The sequence below is a fragment of the Candidatus Leptovillus gracilis genome, assembly GCA_016716065.1.
GTDB lineage: Bacteria > Chloroflexota > Anaerolineae > Promineifilales > Promineifilaceae > Leptovillus > Leptovillus gracilis.
This window is the reverse complement of record JADJXA010000004.1, coordinates 263,279-282,867: the sequence shown is the minus strand read 5'-3', so window position 1 is coordinate 282,867 and position 19,589 is coordinate 263,279. Positions and strand designations below refer to the sequence as shown.

Annotated in this window: 17 protein-coding genes; 7 read left to right on the top strand and 10 right to left on the bottom strand. The window is 57.3% G+C overall.

Annotated elements, in window-relative coordinates; all coding sequences use genetic code 11:
• The first annotated feature begins 42 nt into the window (after window positions 1-42).
• Together IPM39_13850 and lspA are read left to right on the top strand one after the other, a co-directional pair.
• Window positions 43-2,637, top strand: coding sequence for a glycoside hydrolase family 9 protein (locus IPM39_13850; protein ID MBK8987139.1), 2,595 nt, complete (start codon window positions 43-45; stop codon window positions 2,635-2,637).
• Between the two features lie 6 nt (window positions 2,638-2,643).
• A complete protein-coding gene (gene lspA, locus IPM39_13845; GenBank protein ID MBK8987138.1) occupies window positions 2,644-3,165 on the top strand; it encodes a signal peptidase II in 522 nt (173 codons plus the stop codon).
• Between the two features lie 148 nt (window positions 3,166-3,313).
• On the opposite strand, the gene IPM39_13840 is transcribed toward lspA, so the two are convergent.
• Both IPM39_13840 and IPM39_13835 read right to left on the bottom strand, forming a co-directional pair.
• Window positions 3,314-4,021, bottom strand: coding sequence for a zinc metallopeptidase (locus IPM39_13840; GenBank protein ID MBK8987137.1), 708 nt, complete (start codon window positions 4,019-4,021; stop codon window positions 3,314-3,316).
• Window positions 4,022-4,203: 182 nt separating this feature from the next.
• The gene (locus IPM39_13835; GenBank protein ID MBK8987136.1) at window positions 4,204-4,353 is read right to left on the bottom strand and encodes a hypothetical protein; all 150 of its coding nucleotides are present in this window, start codon (window positions 4,351-4,353) and stop codon (window positions 4,204-4,206) included.
• 150 nt (window positions 4,354-4,503) lie between these two features.
• On the opposite strand from IPM39_13835, the gene IPM39_13830 reads away from it, so the two are divergent.
• From IPM39_13830 to IPM39_13815, 4 genes are all read left to right on the top strand, one after another.
• Entirely contained in the window at window positions 4,504-5,838 is a 1,335-nt protein-coding gene (locus IPM39_13830; GenBank protein ID MBK8987135.1) for a GNAT family N-acetyltransferase, read from the top strand.
• A 61-nt stretch (window positions 5,839-5,899) separates the two neighbouring features.
• A complete protein-coding gene (mmuM, locus tag IPM39_13825; GenBank protein ID MBK8987134.1) occupies window positions 5,900-6,850 on the top strand; it encodes a homocysteine S-methyltransferase in 951 nt (316 codons plus the stop codon).
• Complete coding sequence (locus IPM39_13820; protein MBK8987133.1) at window positions 6,840-7,736, top strand: DMT family transporter; 897 nt, start codon at window positions 6,840-6,842, stop codon at window positions 7,734-7,736. Before mmuM ends, IPM39_13820 begins: the two co-directional genes overlap by 11 nt.
• 213 nt (window positions 7,737-7,949) lie before the next feature.
• The gene (locus IPM39_13815) at window positions 7,950-8,726 is read left to right on the top strand and encodes a slipin family protein (GenBank protein ID MBK8987132.1); all 777 of its coding nucleotides are present in this window, start codon (window positions 7,950-7,952) and stop codon (window positions 8,724-8,726) included.
• A 330-nt stretch (window positions 8,727-9,056) separates the two neighbouring features.
• Here IPM39_13815 and IPM39_13810 read toward each other — a convergent pair whose 3' ends face one another.
• From IPM39_13810 to IPM39_13790, 5 genes are all read right to left on the bottom strand, one after another.
• Complete coding sequence (locus IPM39_13810) at window positions 9,057-9,428, bottom strand: hypothetical protein (GenBank protein ID MBK8987131.1); 372 nt, start codon at window positions 9,426-9,428, stop codon at window positions 9,057-9,059.
• A gap of 5 nt (window positions 9,429-9,433) precedes the next feature.
• On the bottom strand, window positions 9,434-9,979 hold the full coding sequence (locus IPM39_13805; GenBank protein ID MBK8987130.1) for a hypothetical protein: 546 nt from the start codon (window positions 9,977-9,979) through the stop codon (window positions 9,434-9,436).
• 113 nt (window positions 9,980-10,092) lie between these two features.
• Entirely contained in the window at window positions 10,093-10,344 is a 252-nt protein-coding gene (locus tag IPM39_13800) for a hypothetical protein (GenBank protein ID MBK8987129.1), read from the bottom strand.
• A gap of 93 nt (window positions 10,345-10,437) precedes the next feature.
• The gene (locus IPM39_13795; protein ID MBK8987128.1) at window positions 10,438-11,691 is read right to left on the bottom strand and encodes a hypothetical protein; all 1,254 of its coding nucleotides are present in this window, start codon (window positions 11,689-11,691) and stop codon (window positions 10,438-10,440) included.
• Between the two features lie 266 nt (window positions 11,692-11,957).
• Window positions 11,958-12,638: a hypothetical protein gene (locus IPM39_13790; GenBank protein ID MBK8987127.1), complete on the bottom strand. Its 681-nt coding sequence runs from the start codon at window positions 12,636-12,638 to the stop codon at window positions 11,958-11,960.
• Window positions 12,639-13,201: 563 nt separating this feature from the next.
• Here IPM39_13790 and IPM39_13785 point away from each other — a divergent pair.
• Entirely contained in the window at window positions 13,202-14,572 is a 1,371-nt protein-coding gene (locus tag IPM39_13785; GenBank protein ID MBK8987126.1) for a M20/M25/M40 family metallo-hydrolase, read from the top strand.
• 45 nt (window positions 14,573-14,617) lie between these two features.
• Here IPM39_13785 and IPM39_13780 read toward each other — a convergent pair whose 3' ends face one another.
• The 3 genes from IPM39_13780 to IPM39_13770 form a co-directional block, all read right to left on the bottom strand.
• Window positions 14,618-15,778, bottom strand: coding sequence for a hypothetical protein (locus tag IPM39_13780; protein ID MBK8987125.1), 1,161 nt, complete (start codon window positions 15,776-15,778; stop codon window positions 14,618-14,620).
• 124 nt (window positions 15,779-15,902) lie between these two features.
• Window positions 15,903-16,589, bottom strand: a complete 687-nt coding sequence (locus tag IPM39_13775) for a metal-dependent hydrolase (GenBank protein MBK8987124.1) — start codon at window positions 16,587-16,589, stop codon at window positions 15,903-15,905.
• Window positions 16,590-16,752: 163 nt separating this feature from the next.
• Window positions 16,753-19,086: a hypothetical protein gene (locus IPM39_13770; GenBank protein ID MBK8987123.1), complete on the bottom strand. Its 2,334-nt coding sequence runs from the start codon at window positions 19,084-19,086 to the stop codon at window positions 16,753-16,755.
• Between the last annotated feature and the right edge of the window lie 503 nt (window positions 19,087-19,589).

The following is a 19,589-nucleotide window of genomic DNA, read 5'->3' as shown; positions in this document are numbered from 1 at the left end:
TTTCAGAAACCCATCCGCTCTTTGCTGCGAAAGGTTTTTGCGATGAAATTACGAACCATCTTCTGGCTGGCGCTGCTCGCGGGTGGCATCGGCCTTTACCAACCGGCGCTGGCGCAAACGGCCGTTCCCCCCGCCAATTATCGCCAACTGCCCGACCTGCCCGTTTTTGCCGCTGAACCCTACGGCCAATGGGCCGGTTCCGGCGGCGATTCCACCCTGGAAGTGATCGGCGAAGGCGGCTATGCCGCCCTGCCGGTGGACGAAACCGAGCGTTACAACGACCTGCCCTCCTACCGCGTCCGCGTCAGCGGCGAATATGGCTGGTGGGCCTTCATCCTGGCCGGAAACAATTGGGAGTCTTACAGCCTGTCCCCCTACTACGCCAACGGCGCGTTGGAGTTTTACGTCAAGGGAGCCAGCGGCGGCGAAGATTTTCAGGTGTCCATCAGCGACATCGTACACGGCCGTGATCCCCTCAACGTCACCTCCGACCAAATCACCATCTCCAGCCTGCTCACCGTCACCGACCAGTGGCAGCGCGTGCGCATCCCCCTGACTACCCTGCTGCCCTATCCCGATGGCTTCAACCTGGACCAGATCAACACCATTGATTTTTCCGGCGTAGACGGCCGCAGCCAAACCTTCTGGCTCAGCGACATCAAATTCACCTCGCCCGACGCCGAACCGGGCCACCCGCCCATCAAAGTCAACCAGTTGGGCTATTTGCCTGACGCACCTAAAATCGCCCTCGTCACGGGCTTTGCCGAAGAGTTGGCCGCCCAGCCCGGCGACGCCTTTCAGGTGCGCGACCTGTTGGGCAGCCGGGTGGTCTACGAAGGGCAGCTTACCCTGCAAACCGATTATGACCCGGTGGTCTCGGGCGAACGGCTGCTGGCGGCCGATTTCAGCCCGCTGACCACGCCTGGCAGCTATTACATCACCCTGGCCGCCGAACGGGCCGAAGATTCGCCCCCCTTCACCATTGGCGTCGCTGATTACGGCCGTCTCCTGGCCGACGCCCAACGTTACTTCTACTTGCAGCGTTCTGGCCTGGCTCTGGAACCACAATACGCGGGCCAATTTGCCCGCGGCGCCGGTCATTTGCAAGACGCGGCCGCCGAATTTCGCTCTGGCGCCCAGTCGGCGCGCAACGTGTCTGGCGGCTGGTACGACGCCGGCGATTTTGGCAAATATGTGAACGCAGGGGCAACTGCCGTGTCTGACCTGCTCTGGGCTTACGAACTCTTCCCCAATCAGTTCCCCGACGGCCAGCTCAACATCCCCGAAAGCGGCAACGGCCTGCCCGATTTGCTCGACGAAGTGCGCTGGGAGTTGGACTGGCTGCTGAAAATGCAAGACCGCAACTCCGGCGGTTTTTACCACATGGTCCAGCCCACCGAAGACGGCGTGATCACCGCGGCGCGAGGCGGGCGCTACATCGAAGATATGCGCGACGATTTGGTGAACGTGCGGCCGACCAGCACCAGCGGCAGCGCCGTGGCTGCCCTGGCCCACGCCGCCCTGGTCTATGCGCCCTACGACGCCGCCTATGCTGCCATCTTGCAGTCGGCGGCCGAGTTTGGCTGGCAATATCTGGTGGCTAACCCGGCCGGCGTGCCGGCCGTGCCCGGCCCGTACAGCGACGACGACGACCGCGACGACCGCTTTTGGGCTGCCGCCGCTCTCTACCGCCTCACCGGCGATGCGCTTTACCATGACCACATCAAAGAAGTCTACCGCGACGTGCCGACGTTTTTTACATCCGAGACAGACAACGCTTACGGCGTCAGCATCATGGACATGATAGGCTGGCTGACTTATGCCCACAGCGCCAACCCTGACCCAGAGGTGATGGCCTATTTTGCCAACATGTTCACCGGCTGGTCGGCGCGTATGGTGGAACGGTGGCAGGCGTCGCCCTGGAAGCTGGCGATGTTGGATGAAGACTTTTACTGGGGCAGCAACTACGTCACCCTGACCACGCCGTTGGTGATGTTGGTGGGGGCGCGGGCGTTAGGGCTGGAGGAGGAGACGGCCGTCTCCATCTCTCTGGACGCGCTCAATTATCTCCTGGGGACCAATCCACTGCGCTTTAGCTATGTGTCTGGCTATGGCCTGGACAGCCTGCGCAACCCCTTTTCACAGCAGTGGAGCAACGATGGTCTGCCCGACGTGCCGCCCGGCATCCTCTCCGGCGGCTCCAACGCTTACACCAATCCGCTGCTCTATTCCAACTTCGCCGCCAAGAAGTTCGTAGACAGCCAGGCGGCCTGGTCCACCAACGAACACACCGTTTACTGGAACTCGGCGTTGGTTTTCCACGCGGCGCTGGCGGCGCAGTTGGGCAACCCGGAAGGCATCGCCCCGGCGCGGCCGGCCGGCAGTGTGCAGGCAACGGCCGTCGCCGCCATCCCCACCACCTCTGCCGCGACGGCCGTGCCTCAGACGAATGCAGGGAATACGGCCGTTCCCCCGGCTGAAACCACCGCCGCGCCAACAGCCACAAGCAACAGCGTCGTCCTCTACGCGCTCATTGGGCTAATCGCTCTGGCGCTGATCAGTCTGACAGCTCTGCTCGTCGCCATAAGCTACCTGCGGCGCATCCTGGCCCGGCTGCCCGGTCCACCCACCGGATAAGCGGCTATGAAACCATTGCCCAAACTGCTGCTCGTTACGGCCGTCCTGGTCATCAGCGTCGGCTGCGACCAGGTGACCAAAAGCGCTGCCCGAACCTATCTGGCCGAAACGCCAACCATCTCGCTGTTCGGCGACCTGTTTCGTTTCTACTACACCGAAAATGCCGGGGCATTTCTCGGTCTGGGGGCTAATCTGCCGGATGTGGTGCGCGTTTGGGGATTGGTTGGTTTCACCGGAGCGGCGCTGCTGGGGATGCTGTTGTACATCCTGCTGACCCGCGACCTCAAACCGGCCGAACTTCTCGGCTGGTCGCTGGTGATTGGCGGTGGGTTTGGCAACCTGATTGATCGGGCGCTTTATCAGGGTTGGGTGGTGGATTTCATGAATGTGGGTGTGGGGCGGCTGCGCACCGGCATCTTCAACGTCGCCGATGTGGCGATTATGGTGGGGTTGGGCATTGTACTGGCGACGCAGTTGTCTGGACATTTATCGTTGACCAATTCCAGCCCAACGCCCCCACCGGCGTGATTATCTGTTCTGTTTTACGAAACCAATCAACAATGCTCCGCCCGCTGTCTCGCCCGGCACAGGTGTTTATCGGGCGAGATGGTGTGAGAAGATGTCTGGCAAAGGTTCATAATCTGACATTTTTGTCACCTTGTCACCTTACCACTCCTTAATCGCGCCGGCCGCCCAAAATCGCCACGTAATACAACAATTGCCCAATGGCCGACACAGCCGCCGCCACGTAAGTCAGCGCCGCCGCATCCAGTACCTTGTTGACGCCTTGCATCTCTTCATCAAACAGGATGCCATTGCTAACCAACAACTTCTTGGCCCGCTTGCTGGCGTCGAATTCCACCGGCAGCGTGACCAGCGTGAAGAAAACAGCCACGCCAAACAACAGCACACCGAGCAAAGAAATGTAATAGCCAATCTCCGTGCCACGAACCAGGACATCCAGGAACAGACCAGCCATAAAAATCAGCGGCGCCAGGCCGCTGCCGAAGCTGGCCGCCGGAACCAGGGCGCTGCGCAGGTTAAGGGCAGCATATCCGCTGGCGTCTTGCAGGGCGTGGCCCATTTCGTGGGCGGCTACACCGGCGGCGGCGACGCTGGGTTCATCATGGACAACCTGACTCAGACGCAGCACCTTGCTGCGCGGGTCATAATGGTCGCTTAAGGAACCGGCGACACGCTCGATTTTGACATCGTAGAGGCCCTGAGCGTCTAACAAAGCGCGGGCAACCTGCGCCCCGGTGACGTTGCGGTGGGTACGGACTTTTGAATATTTGTTGAAGGCTCCCTTCACTCTGGATTGGGCAAAAAGCCCTAAAACCAGACCAGGCAGGGCGAAGACCCAGAAAAGTGGGCTAAAAAAGATAGGCATTTCTTTTTCTAATCTCCGTTCTTTGGCAACTGCTTAGCACGGGGGCACGGAGGTACTGAGGCTGGACGTGCAAATACTCCGTTTTCCTTCGGCTGCGCTCAGGACAAGCCCCCGTTTAGATTGGACCAATCTTAGAGATTGGTCCAATCTAGGCCGTGTAATTTCTAGATGATCACTTAGTAGTTATGTTTTTTGCGAGCAGGAACCGGTACTCGCGCCTTCTTGGCTTTTGCTTCGGCGAGTTGTTTCGCCCGACGCAGTAAAATGATGCCGGTGATGCCGGTTGGGAGTAAGATTAGCCAGAGTTCAGGGTGTAAGAGTACCATTATAAGCTCCTTGCAGGTATAAATTGAACCTGGCTAGATTCTTACATATTCAAGGGTAGGTCGTCAAGGGGACGGCCGTCTTTCCAATACATATCTTATTTTCATCATCAGGGTCATCATTACCCACTCATATTTTGGAGGCATACAGCAATGGCAGCACATCTAAACTTACCACGCAGCTTAGGCAGTGGCTTAATACTGCGCTGGGCAACCCCGGCCGATACCGAAGAACTGGCCGCCTTTAACCTACACATTCACAGCGACAACCCGGAAGAACCGGAGGAATTTCTGGTTCATTGGGTTCGGGATTTGATGCGCGGCGACCATCCTACCACCCAGGCCAGCGATTTTACGGTGGTGGTGGATGAAAACGCCAATGACAAAATCGTCTCCAGCCTGAACTTAATTGGGCAGACCTGGACCTATGAGGGCATTCCTTTTGGCGTCGGCCGGCCGGAACTGGTGGGGACCGATGAGGCGTATCGGCGGCGCGGGCTGGTGCGGGCGCAGTTTGAGGCGATACACGCCCTCAGCGCGGCGCGGGGGCACATCGTCCAGGCGATCACCGGCATTCCCTGGTATTACCGTCAGTTTGGCTATGAGATGACCGTAAATCTGGGCGGCGGGCGGCTGTATCATTTGAATCTGGATAAAACGCCAGAAGCGGCCGACAAGGAGCCGTATCAGGTGCGGCCGGCGGTGGCCGAAGATATGCCGGTATTAGCGGCTCTATACGAAGAGTTTTGCGCTGGCAGTTTGCTGGCGCGGCCACGAGATGAGCAGTTGTGGCAGTACGAGATGTTTACGGCGCACCGCGAGTCGGAGTATGCGCGGCATGTGTATATGGTGGAAACGGCCGTTACCCCGCCGCAGCCCGTCGCCTATATCGAATACGGCACCCACAACGACAGCTTTGTACTGCGCGAGATAAGCGTGCAGGCCGGCCACTCCTGGCGCGCCGTGGGGCTGTTTCTTATTCGCTATTTCAGCCGCGAGGCGCTGCGCCTGAACCTGGAACGCCAGAAACCGTTACGAAAAATTGTCTTTCGCTTTGGCAGCGCCCACCGCATTTACGACGCCCTGCCGCGTGAACTGCCATCCAGCTATCCGTCCTACGCCTGGTATATTCGCACGCCAGACCTGCCCGGCTTTTTGCGCCACATCACGCCGGTCCTGGAAAGGCGCCTGGCCGCCAGCGTGATGGCCGGCCATACCGGCGAGGTGAAGGTGACGTTGTATCGAGAGCGCCTGACGTTGGGCTTCGAGAACGGCCGTCTCACCACCATCGGCAGCTACGAATCCAAACGAGTCGAAGAAGGCGACGCTGCCTTCCCGGAACACACCTTCTTGCACATGCTCTTCGGCCATCGCAGCCTGGAAGAGCTGCGCCACGTGTCTGTGGACTGTTGGGCCAACGAAGAAGCCACCGTGCTGCTGCCGATATTGTTCCCCAAACGGCCGTCTTATCTGGTTGAGTTAGGTTAAGAAGATTGGTTGGGTGGGTTGGCCGGTTTGCCGACCAACCCACCCAACCAAAGCAACTACCATGCACAACCCCATCCTCACTTTCATCCAGCAAAATGGCGCGTTTATTCTGGATGGTGGGCTGGCGACCGAGCTGGAAGCGTGGGGCTGCGACCTGAGCGGCGCTCTCTGGTCGGCGCGGCTGCTGCGCACCGACCCGGACATCATCCGGCGGGTCCACCTGGCCTATTTTCACGCCGGGGCAGATTGCGCCATCAGCGCCAGCTACCAGGCGAGCATCCCCGGTTTTATGGCCCAGGGCATGGCCGAAGATGAGGCGGCGCGTCTGCTGCGGCTCTCTGTCGAACTGGCGGTGTTGGGGCGGGAGGCGTTTTGGGCGGATGAGGGAAACCGGGTGGGGCGGATACGGCCGTTAATCGCCGCCAGCATTGGTCCCTATGGCGCCTACCTGGCCGATGGCTCTGAATACCGGGGCGACTATGACCTGGACGAAGCCGGTTTATACGAATGGCACAAAGAACGGTGGCGCTTACTTGCCAGCACCGAGGCCGATTTGCTCGCCTGCGAGACGCTGCCCTCACTGGTCGAGGCCAGGGCGCTGGCCCAACTCTTGCAAGAGACGCCGGGGCGGATGGCCTGGTTCAGCTTTAGCTGCCGCGATGGGCAGCATATCAGCGACGGCACGCCCATTGCCGAATGCGCCGCTTATCTGGAGCGGCTGCCACAGGTGGCCGCTGTCGGCGTCAACTGCACGTCTCCCCGCTTCATCCCCGACCTGATCCGCGAACTGTTCGCCGTGACACGGAAGCCCATTGTGGTCTATCCCAATTCCGGCGAAACCTATGACTCGGCCACCGGGCAATGGCTAGGCGAATCGGTTCCAGCCGAGTTTGGCACGTTTAGCAAGGAGTGGCGCAAATTGGGGGCGTCTTGTTTGGGTGGCTGCTGCCGCACGCGCCCGGCGCACATTCGGCAAATTCGGGACCGGTTTCGGGTGACGTATGTGGGGTGAACTGGCGGCGATTGGCACGGCCGTTTGTTGGTCGTTAACGGCCGTATTTTTCAGCTACAGCGGCCGAATTGTCGGCTCCGGCGTGGTCAACCGCAGCCGCCTGCTGTTTGCCCTGTTCTTCCTGTCCATCGCCCATTACCTGCTAGAGGGCGCTTTTTTCCCCACTGGCGTGGAACTATTTCGCTGGCAGTGGTTGGCGCTGAGCGCCGTGTTGGGTCTGGCGTTGGGCGATACCTTTCTTTTTCATGCCTACGTCCTGGTGGGGCCGCGCTTGTCCATGCTGATGATGTCCAGCGTGCCCATTTTCAGCCTGCTGTTTGGCTGGCTCTTATTCGGCGAAGTGGTCAGCCTGGCCGAGCTGGTGGGCGTGCTGCTGGCGGTGGGCGGCATGGCCTGGGTGGTTACAGAAAAGCATACCGGGCTGACAGTGGTAGAAAACAAGCAGTATTGGCGCGGGCTGGGCTTCGCCCTGGCCGGGGCGTTGGGCCAGGTCGCCAATCTGGTCACCGCCCGCTATGGACTGGTGGGCGGTTTCCCGACCATTTCAGCGACGATGATTCGCATTTTGGTGGCGGCCGTGCTGCTGTGGGGGGTGGCCGCTTTTCGCGGCGAAATCCGGTCTACACTGGGTCAATGGCGCAACCGGCAGGCATTACCGGCGATGATCGGCGGGTCGTTTGTGGGGCCATTTTTAGGCATCTGGCTGTCGCTGACGGCCGTGCAGTTAACCCGCCTGGGCATTGCCTCCACTCTCATGGCCCTGCCGCCGGTGCTGCTCATTCCGGTGGAATACCTTGTCTATCGCCGGCCGGTGAGTGCGCGGGGCATGGTGGGAACGGCCGTTGCCTTCATCGGCGTCGCCCTCATTTTTTCCAGCGTTGGGTAGAGCAGCCAGTCGCGGGGCTGCCAGCGACTTTTTGGCTGCACAGACGTACAGTTTAACGATATAATGAGGCCATCAAAGACGCAGCACATCCCCAACGTGAAGCAAATTGGCGGATCATGTATCTGGTATTCAGGTCGTTTTATAAGCAACCATCGGTGTACCGCACTCCTGCCTTAGGAGACGGCCGACCGTTGCCCAAAGGAGATAACAAGCATGGATTTACTAACCGGTTTTTTGCCTATTTTGTGCATCCTCATCGTCGGTCTGGTTGTGCTGTTTGGCGCTTCCATTCGGGTGGTGCAGGAGTATGAGCGCGGCGTTATTTTCCGGCTTGGCCGGGTGATGGGCGCGCGCGGCCCTGGCCTGTTCCTGCTAATCCCCTTTATCGAGCGCATGATCAAGGTGGATTTACGCACCATCACCCTGGACGTGCCGGCGCAAGAGGCCATCACCACCGACAATGTTACCGTCAAGGTGAACGCTGTGGTTTATTTCCGGGTGGTGGACCCCACAGCGGCGGTGGTGCAAATTGAAGATTATCGTCGGGCGACGTGGCTGATTGCCCAAACGAGCCTGCGCAACGTCATCGGCCAATCTATGATGGACCAACTGCTGCAAGACCGTGAATCCATCAACCAGCAGCTGCAGCACATCATAGACGAGGCGACCGAGCCGTGGGGTATCAAGGTGAGCATCGTTGAGATTAAGGACGTGGAACTCAATTCGCAGATGATCCGGGCGATGGCGCGTCAGGCGGAAGCGGAACGGGAACGCCGCGCCAAGGTCATCCACGCTGAAGGTGAATTGCAGGCGTCGCAGCAGTTGGCCGAGGCGGCCCGCGTGATGGGGCAGGAGCCAGGCGCGATGACACTGCGTTATTTGCAAACGTTGTTGGAAATTGGCGTGGAGCAGAACACCACCACCATCTTCCCGGTTCCGGTGGAGATGTTGTCGTTGTTCATGCCCAAGAATGAAGACAAGAACAAGTAAGGCTTAAACGGCCAGACAACGGCCGTTCCCAACCTACCGTCACCAGATTGGTCCAATCTCGGAGATTGGACCAATCTTTGGTCGTTGCCATCCCCACCACCTGGATAAATCGAGTAAGTTGTGCGGGGGAACGGCCGTTTCCACCCCACCACCAACCACTAACCGTGAAGGGATGACGACCGTTCCCCACCAACCACGAACAGGGAGCGAGAAACGGCCGTTCCCCAACACCAACCGCTAGCAAGGAACGGGCAACGGCCGTTCACCCCCCTGCTGTGGCCGGTCTTCCAGACCGAGCCACACCACCTTGGCCCACCGGAACCTCTTTGCTCACAACACCACCTCCGTCAATATCACATCCGTCTCGCCCGGCGGGTCCAGCAACCAATAGGCTGCCGACGAAAATCGCCAGGCCGTTGCTTCCCGCACCAGCCCCTTGCGCACCGGGTTGTCATGGATATACCGCACTTTTGTCTGCCAGAATTCGGCCGTCCAAGCTGCAAGGTGAACGGCCGTTCCCTCCTCATCACCTGGATAATTTTCGTAAGCAGCGGGCAGAACGGCCGTTCCCTCTCCATCTCCTGCCCCTGCTCCGGCGCGGTCTTCCTCTGACTGCTGTGGCAGGTCTCCAGACCTAGCCACACCCCACTTGCCATACTCCAACCCACCAGCCAAATGATCCCGGTATTGAATCACGCTCATCCCCATCACCAAACCACCTCAGATAACACTACATCCGTCTCCCCTGGCGGCTCACCCAGCCAATACCCCGCCGACGAAAACCGCCACGCCACCACATCCGTCACCAATCCCTTTCGCCGTGGGTTATCATGCAAATACGTCACCTTCGTCTGCCAAAACCCCGCCGACCAAATCGCCACCGGATGCTTGCTTTGCTGCCAAAACTGCCGCGCTCTATCCGTGCGCTGAGTCTGCCGAATCGTTTGTCCAAATGCGGCTGGCATCCGCTTTTCACAAACATCAGCCAGCATACGCCCCGTGTACTGACGCATATCCCGCAGCGTTTGCTTTAAACGCTCATTATTAAAATCGGCATCAAACACAATAAGATGCACATGCGTGGGCATAATCACAAACGCATTGATACATAAATGTTTGTATTGGTGACAATAGTTGAGGCTGTTTGTCATGATGAAACATGTTTCTTCCATGATAAAAACAGGCAGCCACTCAACCACCGTAAACGTGAGATAATAAATCCCTGCCCCCTCAACAATCTGGTACGTTTCCATGGCGTGATTTTAAACTAACTGGGAGCGCAAAGCGAAACGCCGTTGATAATGTCATGCGGCGACTAACGCCAGAAAGCAGCCCCATGGGTTGGAGATTGGCAAGCGGGGTGTGGCTAGGTCTGGAGACCTGCCACAGCGACCAGTGGGGCGCCGCTGGCATTGCCGGTGAAGGTTCGCTGCACGGTGGTTGTGCCGTTGAAGTTGGCCGGGTTTTGCCAGAGCAGGGTTTCGCCATTGTCATGCATCGCTACAATCCGCCCTCCTTGCCCCAAAGAGGCAGCCAGCGCTCCGGTCACCTGCCCCGTAAACTGGTACACGCCCCCGGCCATGACGGGGAACGCCGCGCTGCAAGCGGTCAGCGTCACGTTGGTCAGCCATCTTCCACGTCATTGTCCACGCTGGCGGCAATGCCCACGCGCAGGCTGGCGTCCGTCACGGCCGTGCGTAAATGTTACCCTTCATGGTGTAAGTATGGTTTCCATCATCTCGGGTGTTTTAAAAGGCGAGAACATCAGTATGCCAAAACTTTGTCGATCATACCCGACATAAGCCAGAGCCCGAATAGATGGGGAATATCCCCCTAACCAAGCACCATAAGAATTACTTGGATAATAGGGTATTTGTGCAGCAATGATCGTTTCATTGCCTGATTCACTTGCCGTGTCTATGTGGTATAACGTTACTTCCTGCATATTTGTGGGTTCCCCATATGGATCTACCGGATAATAGCCTCCATCAAGTACATATAACCCGCTACTATTGGCAGACCACTGAAACAACCCAATATGGTCTGAGATTTGTTGACTTTCTAGACTCTCCAGAGCAAGTACAAACAAATGGTAATTGTTTTTGTCAAAGGATTCATAAACAGTTGAGCCAATATAGGCCAATCTTGTTCCATCCGGGCTGAACTGGGGAAATAAGCCGTTCAGTCGGAACAAGTCATGACCAGTAAGCGCACTGAACTCGGTTTCATACGAGCCATCAGCGCGGACTAAATAATGTGTCATCTGACCTGGCATACCGGGAAAATGAACGCTGAGAAGGATCCAGCGACCATCTGACGACCATTGAGCGTGGGAAGGGGTATCAACAGGGGTCTCTAGCTTGACTAGGTCTGTACCATTAATATTTCCCAACCATGTGTCACCTCCATTAGAACTTAACGGGGAAAATATAATCCGATCACGGGTTGATGATTCCAGCAATATCGAGTGTCCCGAACAATCGGGTTGCGTTTCCAGGGGTTCCTGTTTAGTTGGACAAAGGTTTAATTGATGTCTGATCTCCTGAGTTACTCTGCTAGCCACTGGACGAACCGACTCCTTATCACCCGTTTCTATGTTATAACGCCACCAAGCCCAATCTTTAGGTTCGGCAGAACGAACATCGGGTCGCGTTAGCGCATAAACAAGCCTCGTTCCATTTATCTCCCAAGCAACGTATCGAAGCTCTATATTCATTGAAAGCGGTTCTAATTCTAAATAGCGATAAGGAGGAGTGAGCGCCATGGTTCTTGTCGGCGTGATAAATGGTTCTGAAGGTAGCGTTGAGGTTGGTGTTTGAGCAACCAACGTCGTCGCAGCAACCGTCGGATTAGTCAAATTGGCTGATAAAGATGCATCAGTTGTTGGTGTTCTGATTGATGTAGAGGAAACTTCGGTTGGTAAAGATGACGGAACGACCTCAACTTCAGGAATAGGTGTACTCATTCCTTGGTTGCTTCCACATCCGCAGCTGATGAACACTAGAACAATTAGTAAAAGATAGAACATGTTACTCCATTTTCTCATGATGACCTCTTTTTACTCAATCCAGTATCTAGGCAAAGTACCAATCCAATATTTACCGAATTCACCATTCTGCTTCGACGTATAACCGTAAAAGCTCCATTCGTTGTAAAAATTCCTATACCCCCCTGCTGTGGCCGGTCTTCCAGACCGAGCCACACCACCTTGGCCCACCGGAACCTCTTTGCTCACAACACCACCTCCGTCAATATCACATCCGTCTCGCCCGGCGGGTCCAGCAACCAATAGGCTGCCGACGAAAATCGCCAGGCCGTTGCTTCCCGCACCAGCCCCTTGCGCACCGGGTTGTCATGGATATACCGCACTTTTGTCTGCCAGAATTCGGCCGTCCAAATGGCCACGGGGTGTTTGCTCTGTTGCCAGAACTGCCGGGCGCGGTCGGTGCGGGCTGTGCCTTGCATCACCTGGGCAAAGGCAGCCGGTAAATGCTTTTCACTGTAATCAGCCAGTTGTCGCCCGGTGAATTGGCGCATATCGCGTATGGTGTGGCGCAGTCGTTCGTTGTCAAAGTCAGCGTCAAACAGCATGACGTGGGCATGGGTGGGCATGAGGACAAAAGCGTTGACGCGCAACGATTTGTGGTGGTGGCAGTAATTCAGGCTGTCGGTGAGGATTTTGCACGGTTCTTCGGCCACAAAGACGGGCAGCCATTCGATGACGGTGAAGGTGAGGTAGTAGAGGACGGCCCCCTCCTGAATCTGGTACGTTTCCATGCCGCGAATTGTACGCCAGGGAGTAAGGCCGCGCGAAAAATCGTGCCGCAACTGATGAAAAACGGGCTGGTGACTGGCAAGCAAATGCGGCGCGGTGGGGACACCGGCCGCAGCGACCGGGGAAGAACTCGCCACAGCTGGGGAGTCAATCAGGGTTGACTAGAATACTTGATTCGCCTAAGGGTGTGTAAATGATATTTACAATCGTAGCCAGCTTTGATTTTGAGTCATTTTATTGACATAAAAATTAAAACTCGGATGCTATCACCAATATTTTGCTTTGAAAGGTTGCTGCTTAGATTGACATAATAAAATTATTTTGTTTGATTTTACCCAGAAATCCATGAATCTGCTCCCACAAAATATGAATTACACACCCATTGCCTAACGTGTATTCGCTTTTGCATCATATGCTTCCACTGTTTAATGAATGTGTTTCTCTTGCTCTGTCAAATCAGTCGGATATGATTGTCGTGTTATCTGTATGATCATACTCGTAATTTGAATCCCAATTGCGAGTATGATCAATTTTCAAACACGCTCTGAGAGAACTCGAAGCCATATTTTTATTGACACAAAACGGTGCGTACGACATGGCTTTACTTTCGTCTTTCCAAGTGCTTTAAAGTGTTTTCGTTTAGTACAAGTTGATTCTCATGAGTTTTGTCAGTCAATCAACTGCTAAGGTAGTGTACTCATTGCCCCGACCACTTCTGATTTTTGTTGGTTTGCTGCTGTTCACCGGTCTGGCCTGCTCTTTACTACAAGGGCCGCAGCAGCCGGTGATCCCTACTCCACCCCCACCCCCTTTGGCTCTGCCAACGGCCGTCGGCGTTTCCGTTTTTGCGGGCGACTTACCGGCCAATGTCATTGTCAATCCGGTGAGCAATGTTGTGCCGGGGCGCGACCCGGAAATTCAGGCGCTGCTAGACGCGGTATCGCCGCAGCAGTTGGTAGGCTACGTGCAGACGTTGGAAGGATTTGGCACGCGCAACACGTTCAGCCTGACAGACCGGCCCGATTTTGGCATTGGCGCGGCGCGGTTGTGGATTTATAACGAATTTTTGCGGGTGGGTAACGGCCGTCTCCAGGTTGAATTCGACAGTTTCCCGCTGACCCTGGACGGCCTGACCACCGACCAGCAGAACGTCATCGCCACCCTGCCCGGCAGCGGCGCCGCACCGGGAGCCATCATCCTGGTGGCCCATTACGATTCCCGCGCCATTAATCCCAACGACGGCAGCAGCCGCGCCCCAGGGGCCAACGACAACGGCTCCGGCGTGGCCGCCATGTTAGAAATCGCCCGCCTGCTTAGTTCACAAACCTGGAACCAGGACATCATCTTCATCGCCTTTGCCGCCGAAGAGCAGGGGCGGCACGGCAGCCGCCACTACGTCACCAATCGGCTGGTAGACCGCGCCGGGGTAGACGCCGTGCTGGACCTGGACATTGTCGGCGGCCGGCCGGGCATCCCTCAGTCGGTGCGCGTTTTTTCGCCCGGCCCGGATACGTCTCTGCCACGGCAGTTGGGGCGTTACCTGGATTTTGTGGGGGGATTGTATTTGCCCACGTTTGATGTGACGCTGGTGGACGCCGTGGACCGCGAAGGGCGGTACAGCGACCACATCTCCTTTCTGGAAGTGGGCATTCCGGCGCTGCGCCTGACCGAATCCATTGAGGACCCTAACCGCAACCACACCGCGCTGGATACGTCTGAAGCGCTGGATTACAGCTATTTGCGCCAGATCAGCCAACTGAGTCTGGCCGCCATCGCCAACATGGCCGGCGCGCCACCGCAGCCGGCCCCACCGGCCGTATCGCCGCTGGCCGAGCCAGGGGCGTTTGTCCTGAGTTGGCCGGTGGACCCATTGGCCGATGGGTATGTGCTGTCGTTCCGGCCGGTAGGCACAGCCGATTATGCGCCGTTCCGCTTTGTGGCGGCCAGAGATGCGGGGCAGGTCGCCATCACCGACCTGGTTCCGGGCACAACCTATGCCTTGAGTATGGCGGCGTTGACGGCAAACGGCCGTGTCTCCCTCTTCTCCCCCGAAGTTCTGCTGCAACCTTAGACCCGAAGGGCTTCAGAAAACCCTTCGGGCCTGCAAACGATTAGGTTAGCTGCCGGTTTCGTACAAAATGGCGACCGAGGTAACGCCATTGCTGTCGCTAATGGTCACGCTGACAGCGCCGCTGCTGCCGTCAAAGGTCAGGCTGGCCGCGCTGTCGGTGATGAAGGATTGCCCCTCGGCATAGGTATATCCAGCGTCGGCCATCGCTTCCTGATAAAAAGCGATGACATCAGCAGGGGGCAGCGTCGTCGAATAGCCAATGACGCCGGGGAAATTGATCACGTCTGTGGCATTTTCAACCACCGGGAAGGGCAGTTCCGCGTCCGGTCCCTGGCCTTCACAGCCGGCCGGCGGGATAATCTCAAAGGGCTGGTTGATGTCTGTCACGTTGAATTCCATGCGCATGACGGCATCTTTAATCTCTTCAAAGCCCTCCATAAACAGAGCATCCCCGTTCATATCGGCCGCCAGACGCACCAGATACCCACCATCTTTGGCAATAAATAGGTCGCCGTTCGCCGCCATCAACCCCTGGGCGTCCTCGGTGGTGATGTCGGACTCGTCGAAGGTGTAGTGCAAGACCCGAATGCCGTTGATGGTGTCTTCGCCGACCAACGTCAGGTCATCCAGGCTGCGGAACATCGTTTCCGGGTTGAATTCTTGGGCCAGGTCGTTCTGCAGCAAGTCTTCTTCTTCGGCGGGAAAAGCGACGCAGCCCATTTCTGGAAAGACCATGTAGCTGGTACTGCCGATTTGCACAATTTCGATGGAAGAAGCCTCTTCCATGCCAGGAATGCCGTCGCCAGATACCGAAATTGAAGAGGCCTGGGGATCATTGGTGAAGGCCATCTGCATCGTCATCGTCTTACTCGTCGGCGTGCCGCTCTCGTCGGTCCCGCTGACGGTCATCACCATTTCGTAACGATAGCTGCTCAGCGCTTCCATTTTGTTGCCGAAGTTGAGATCGGCGAAGGCAACGCTGGCTTGTTCCGGCTCAGAGGTGGCGGTGGGCACAGCCGTTGGCGGCACAGCCGTTGGCGGCGCGGCCGTTGGCGGCGCGGCCGTTGGCGGCGCACTTTCATTGCTTTCGGTGACGGGGGCTGTTTCCGCGACGGCCGTCGCCGCCGGTTCTTCGCCACCGCCACAGGCAGCCAAAGCCAGACTCATGATCACTACCAATATAAGAAGCCAATGGATACGTTTCATACAAAAATATCTCCTTTACAATAGACAATATCGGGTCTCTCAGATTTGTCGGGTCCTATACAACCAAAAGTGCAGAGAGCGCTGCGTCTCTCTGCACTTTGTAAACATGGACAACTGTACGGTATCAGACCGAATAGGTTTCGTCAATTGCCAAGATGATGGGGCGGGCGGAGGTTTGGCCGGCGACGGCGTTGCCCCAGGCATGAACATCTATGGCGATGGGCGGCCAGGTGTTGTAGTGGCACGGAATGACTACTTTGGGTTTCAGGAGATGAATGGCTTCAAGCGAATCTTCCGGCCCCATGGTGAAATTGTCGCCCACCGGCAGCACGGCCACATCCAGCCCCATCTTGCCGATCAGCGCCATGTCGGAGAAGAGCGCGGTGTCCCCGGCGATGTAGATGTTTTTGCCCTCAGCGCTGATGACGTAGCCGCCGGGGTTGCCACCGTAGCTGCCATCAGGCAGGCCAGAACTGTGCTGGGCATAGGTCATTCTGACGCGGCCAAAGGGGAAATTCCAGCCGCCGCCGGTGTTCATGGCGTGGTTGTTGCCGTGCCCCTGGGCGGCCAACCAGTTACAAATCTCAAAATTGGCGACCACCATCGCGCCGGTGCGCTTCGCCAGCGGCAGCGTGTCGGCGATGTGGTCGCCGTGGCCGTGGGTTTGCAGGATGAAATCGGCGGCCACATCGCCGACTTTGGTCTGGGCTGCAGGGCTGTTACCGGCGAAAAATGGGTCTACGACAACGGCCGTACCGCCGATATTCAACGAGAATGTGGCATGACCATGCCAGGTGATGGTAATGGACATGAAAAACCTCCTTGTGTTGATGGGGAATTGGAAATGATAGACAACTGCGCGGCCTGTGCCGCGTCGGCTTTTTTCAGTATAAGCGGAGGCGGCGATCACGTCAATGATTTCAGGGTGGCGGCGAAGGGGAAACGGCCGTTTCCCCTCCACCCACCACCGATGCTTAATTTCTCGTCACGGCCGGCAGATAGGCAAAATCGCTGGCCGAATCATCGTTGAGAATACGGCCGGTGCTGCTGGCCGTCCCCATCGTCACCGGGTTGGAATTGCTCAGGAGGACGTTGAAGGTTTCATCGGCTTCAAATAGGGTATCGCCGTATACCGTAACGGCGATGGTTTTGGCCGTCTGCCCGGCGCTAAACGTCAGCGAACCAGACGCCGACGCATAATCTACCCCGGCTGTCGCCGGGTTAAGGCTGCCATTCGCGCTGGCATAATTGACGGTAACGGCAAAAGCGGCCGGGGTAGACAGGCTGACATTAAACACGGCCGTCACGCTGCCCACATCTCCCTCCAACACCGATGGGCCGGAGGCGATGCTTAACTGCGCCGTGTCGTCGTCCTGAATGGTCCCCACCGCCTGGCCGTCGGCGATGGCTGCGCCGCTGGCGCTGCTCAGGTTGAAGGTGAAGGTCTCGCTGTTCCCCTCGTCCACCACATCGCCCAGGATGGGGACCTGGACGGTTTTGCTGGTCTGGCCGGGAGTGAAGGTGAGCGTGCCGCTGACGGCCGTATAATCGCTGCCTGCCTGGGCCGTGCCATCAGCCGTCGCATAATCCACCGTAACGGTTGATGCGCTGGCCGATGAGAGCGAAACAGTGAAGGTGGCGCTGCTGGTTCCACTGTTGCCTTCGGGCACAGACCTGTCGGCCACGCCCAGTCCGGCGGGGGCCTGATCCACGCCCAGGCGCAGCAGCGTGACCGAATAGGGGGCAAAGGAATAAGCCAGCGGATTGCTCAGATTGCTCAAGACCGTAGAGGGGGCGTTGGACAGGCTGTTGTTGGGGTTGCCCACGCCGTTAAACGTGACGCTCTGGCTGCCCAACGACGTGGCTGCGGCCACATCGGCCAGCCCACTGCTGATTTGCGTCGTACCATCCACCTGGATGGTGGCGGCGATGGCATTGCCCGTTTTGTTGATGGCTAACAGCGACACCGTCGCGTCGTCTATGCGTCCGGCGTAGACACTGAGGGTGGTGGCGGCGTTGTAAGACGACGCCACCGGCAGCAGCGTGCCGCCAAAGCGCGACCAGAGCGGAAAGACGTAATACTGTGGGCTGCGGTCATAGGTTTCGGCGTCTAACAGGCCGTAATCGGTGCCATTGGCAGGACGGCCGTTGGCCAGGTCCCATTGATTCGCCATGTCAAATTCATACGTCGCCATCTGGCCCAGGGTATCGGCCATAAACAACATGTTGACGGCGCGGGTCATCCATTGGCCGTTGTCCATTTCCTGAACCGAGAAGAGATTGTGTTCGGTGATGGCGACGGGGATGGCACGGCCGTTGGCGTACTGGGCCAGGGCGTCATCATAATCCTCCCGAATCCAGTCCCAACCCGACTGCGGTTGGGCCAGCGCATCCTGGTAGGAACCAGGCGGCTCATAATAAGCGTATTGATGGATGACGTAAAAATCCAGCACGTCACTCGCCTCGTCAATGACTTCATTGCCCCAATTGGTCCAGCCATCCTGCGGGGCAACGCCGACCGCGCCCACCTGAATGGTGGGGTCTACCAACCGCATGGCGCTGCGAAATTCCAGGTAGCCCTCGTGCCGATTGGAACCAGAGCCGATGCCGTTAATATATTCACGGCCGTCGCACGTCCACACATCCTCCCAACCCCACGGCAGGCAATCTTTGCCCGACTGCCCGCCATAAATCTCGTTGCCCACTTCCCAGTAGGTGATGGGATGCGGCGCGGGATTGCCATGGCTGCTGCGAAGCTGCGCCCATTGGCCCACTGTGCCCCAATTGCGCCCCTTCACATCCACACCGATCACTCTGGTATCGTTGACAGAACCGTTGAAAAAGGCCACCAGCGCGGCCGCTTCTTTGGCCGTACCGTTGGGATTGACGGTATACATCAGGTCTGCGCCGGTGGCTTGGCTAAAGTTAATGAAGTCGGTCGGCGTCAGGACGCCCCAATCCCAGGGGCATTCGTTGTTCTCTTCACAGTTGGACCAATCGTAATAATTGCTCCAACTGCCGCCAGGAACCCGCACCATCGTGATGCCGGCGGCGATGGTGCGAGCGATAAAAGTGCTGTTTTCACTGCGCCAGGCGCCCAACCAGGCCGGTAAATTTGTGCCTAACACATATGGGTTGATGGGCGCGCCATTGGCGGCGGCGTTGATGGTGATGTTGGCGGTGGGCTGTGTGGGGGTGTCTGGCTGATGGGGATTTGTATAGGATGGCGCAGCCTGTGAATTGAGGACAACGACGCTAAACAGCGCCAGTAACACAAACGAAACAATGGCAGAACGTTTCCGGTGCATGGGTATACCTCCATAGTCTGGCTAAATTAAGGGCGTGGCTCGGTGGGGATTCGGCCTGAGGTTCGGAGAAAGGCGAGGGGAGTGATGAGAACAAGACGGCCGTGTGGCGCAGTGAGTCTAAGTCACAACAGCCGGTATTCTAGCAGAAGAATCAGCCTACCCAGCGCCAATAGGACTATTGGCCTACGGTAATCTTAAACAGAGATGAGGAAGATTTGTCCAGTCTAAAGTATCTTCTCAATATCTTGGGGTCATCGGTAGCATAGAAGTGAAAGCCGGGTTTACCCGGCGTTGTTTTATAGACCGGCGCTTTAGCGCTGGTCGTCGCCGGTGGTCCGCTGCGCCTGGAGCTAAAGCCCCAGGCTAAAAAACGACGCTCCGTAAACGGGGCTAAAGACGACCGTGGCGGCTCTCGTAGGCTCCCCCAATTTATTGGAATGTTACAATCTAAACGTGTAAAAATTATTTAAATCTCGTTTCTAACCTGGACAAGCCAGAACCAA

Excerpts from the sequence above, each read along its gene's own strand:
- lspA (MBK8987138.1), top strand. The coding sequence starts at position 2,644 with ATGAAACCATTGCCCAAACTGCTGCTCGTTACGGCCGTCCTGGTCATC.
- IPM39_13815 (MBK8987132.1), top strand. The coding sequence starts at position 7,950 with ATGGATTTACTAACCGGTTTTTTGCCTATTTTGTGCATCCTCATCGTC.
- IPM39_13835 (MBK8987136.1), bottom strand. The coding sequence starts at position 4,353 with ATGGTACTCTTACACCCTGAACTCTGGCTAATCTTACTCCCAACCGGC.
- IPM39_13795 (MBK8987128.1), bottom strand. The coding sequence starts at position 11,691 with ATGAGTACACCTATTCCTGAAGTTGAGGTCGTTCCGTCATCTTTACCA.
- IPM39_13770 (MBK8987123.1), bottom strand. The coding sequence starts at position 19,086 with ATGCACCGGAAACGTTCTGCCATTGTTTCGTTTGTGTTACTGGCGCTG.
- mmuM (MBK8987134.1), top strand. The coding sequence starts at position 5,900 with ATGCACAACCCCATCCTCACTTTCATCCAGCAAAATGGCGCGTTTATT.
- IPM39_13850 (MBK8987139.1), top strand. The coding sequence starts at position 43 with ATGAAATTACGAACCATCTTCTGGCTGGCGCTGCTCGCGGGTGGCATC.
- IPM39_13780 (MBK8987125.1), bottom strand. The coding sequence starts at position 15,778 with ATGAAACGTATCCATTGGCTTCTTATATTGGTAGTGATCATGAGTCTG.
- IPM39_13830 (MBK8987135.1), top strand. The coding sequence starts at position 4,504 with ATGGCAGCACATCTAAACTTACCACGCAGCTTAGGCAGTGGCTTAATA.
- IPM39_13820 (MBK8987133.1), top strand. The coding sequence starts at position 6,840 with ATGTGGGGTGAACTGGCGGCGATTGGCACGGCCGTTTGTTGGTCGTTA.
- IPM39_13775 (MBK8987124.1), bottom strand. The coding sequence starts at position 16,589 with ATGTCCATTACCATCACCTGGCATGGTCATGCCACATTCTCGTTGAAT.
- IPM39_13805 (MBK8987130.1), bottom strand. The coding sequence starts at position 9,979 with ATGGAAACGTACCAGATTGTTGAGGGGGCAGGGATTTATTATCTCACG.
- IPM39_13810 (MBK8987131.1), bottom strand. The coding sequence starts at position 9,428 with ATGAGCGTGATTCAATACCGGGATCATTTGGCTGGTGGGTTGGAGTAT.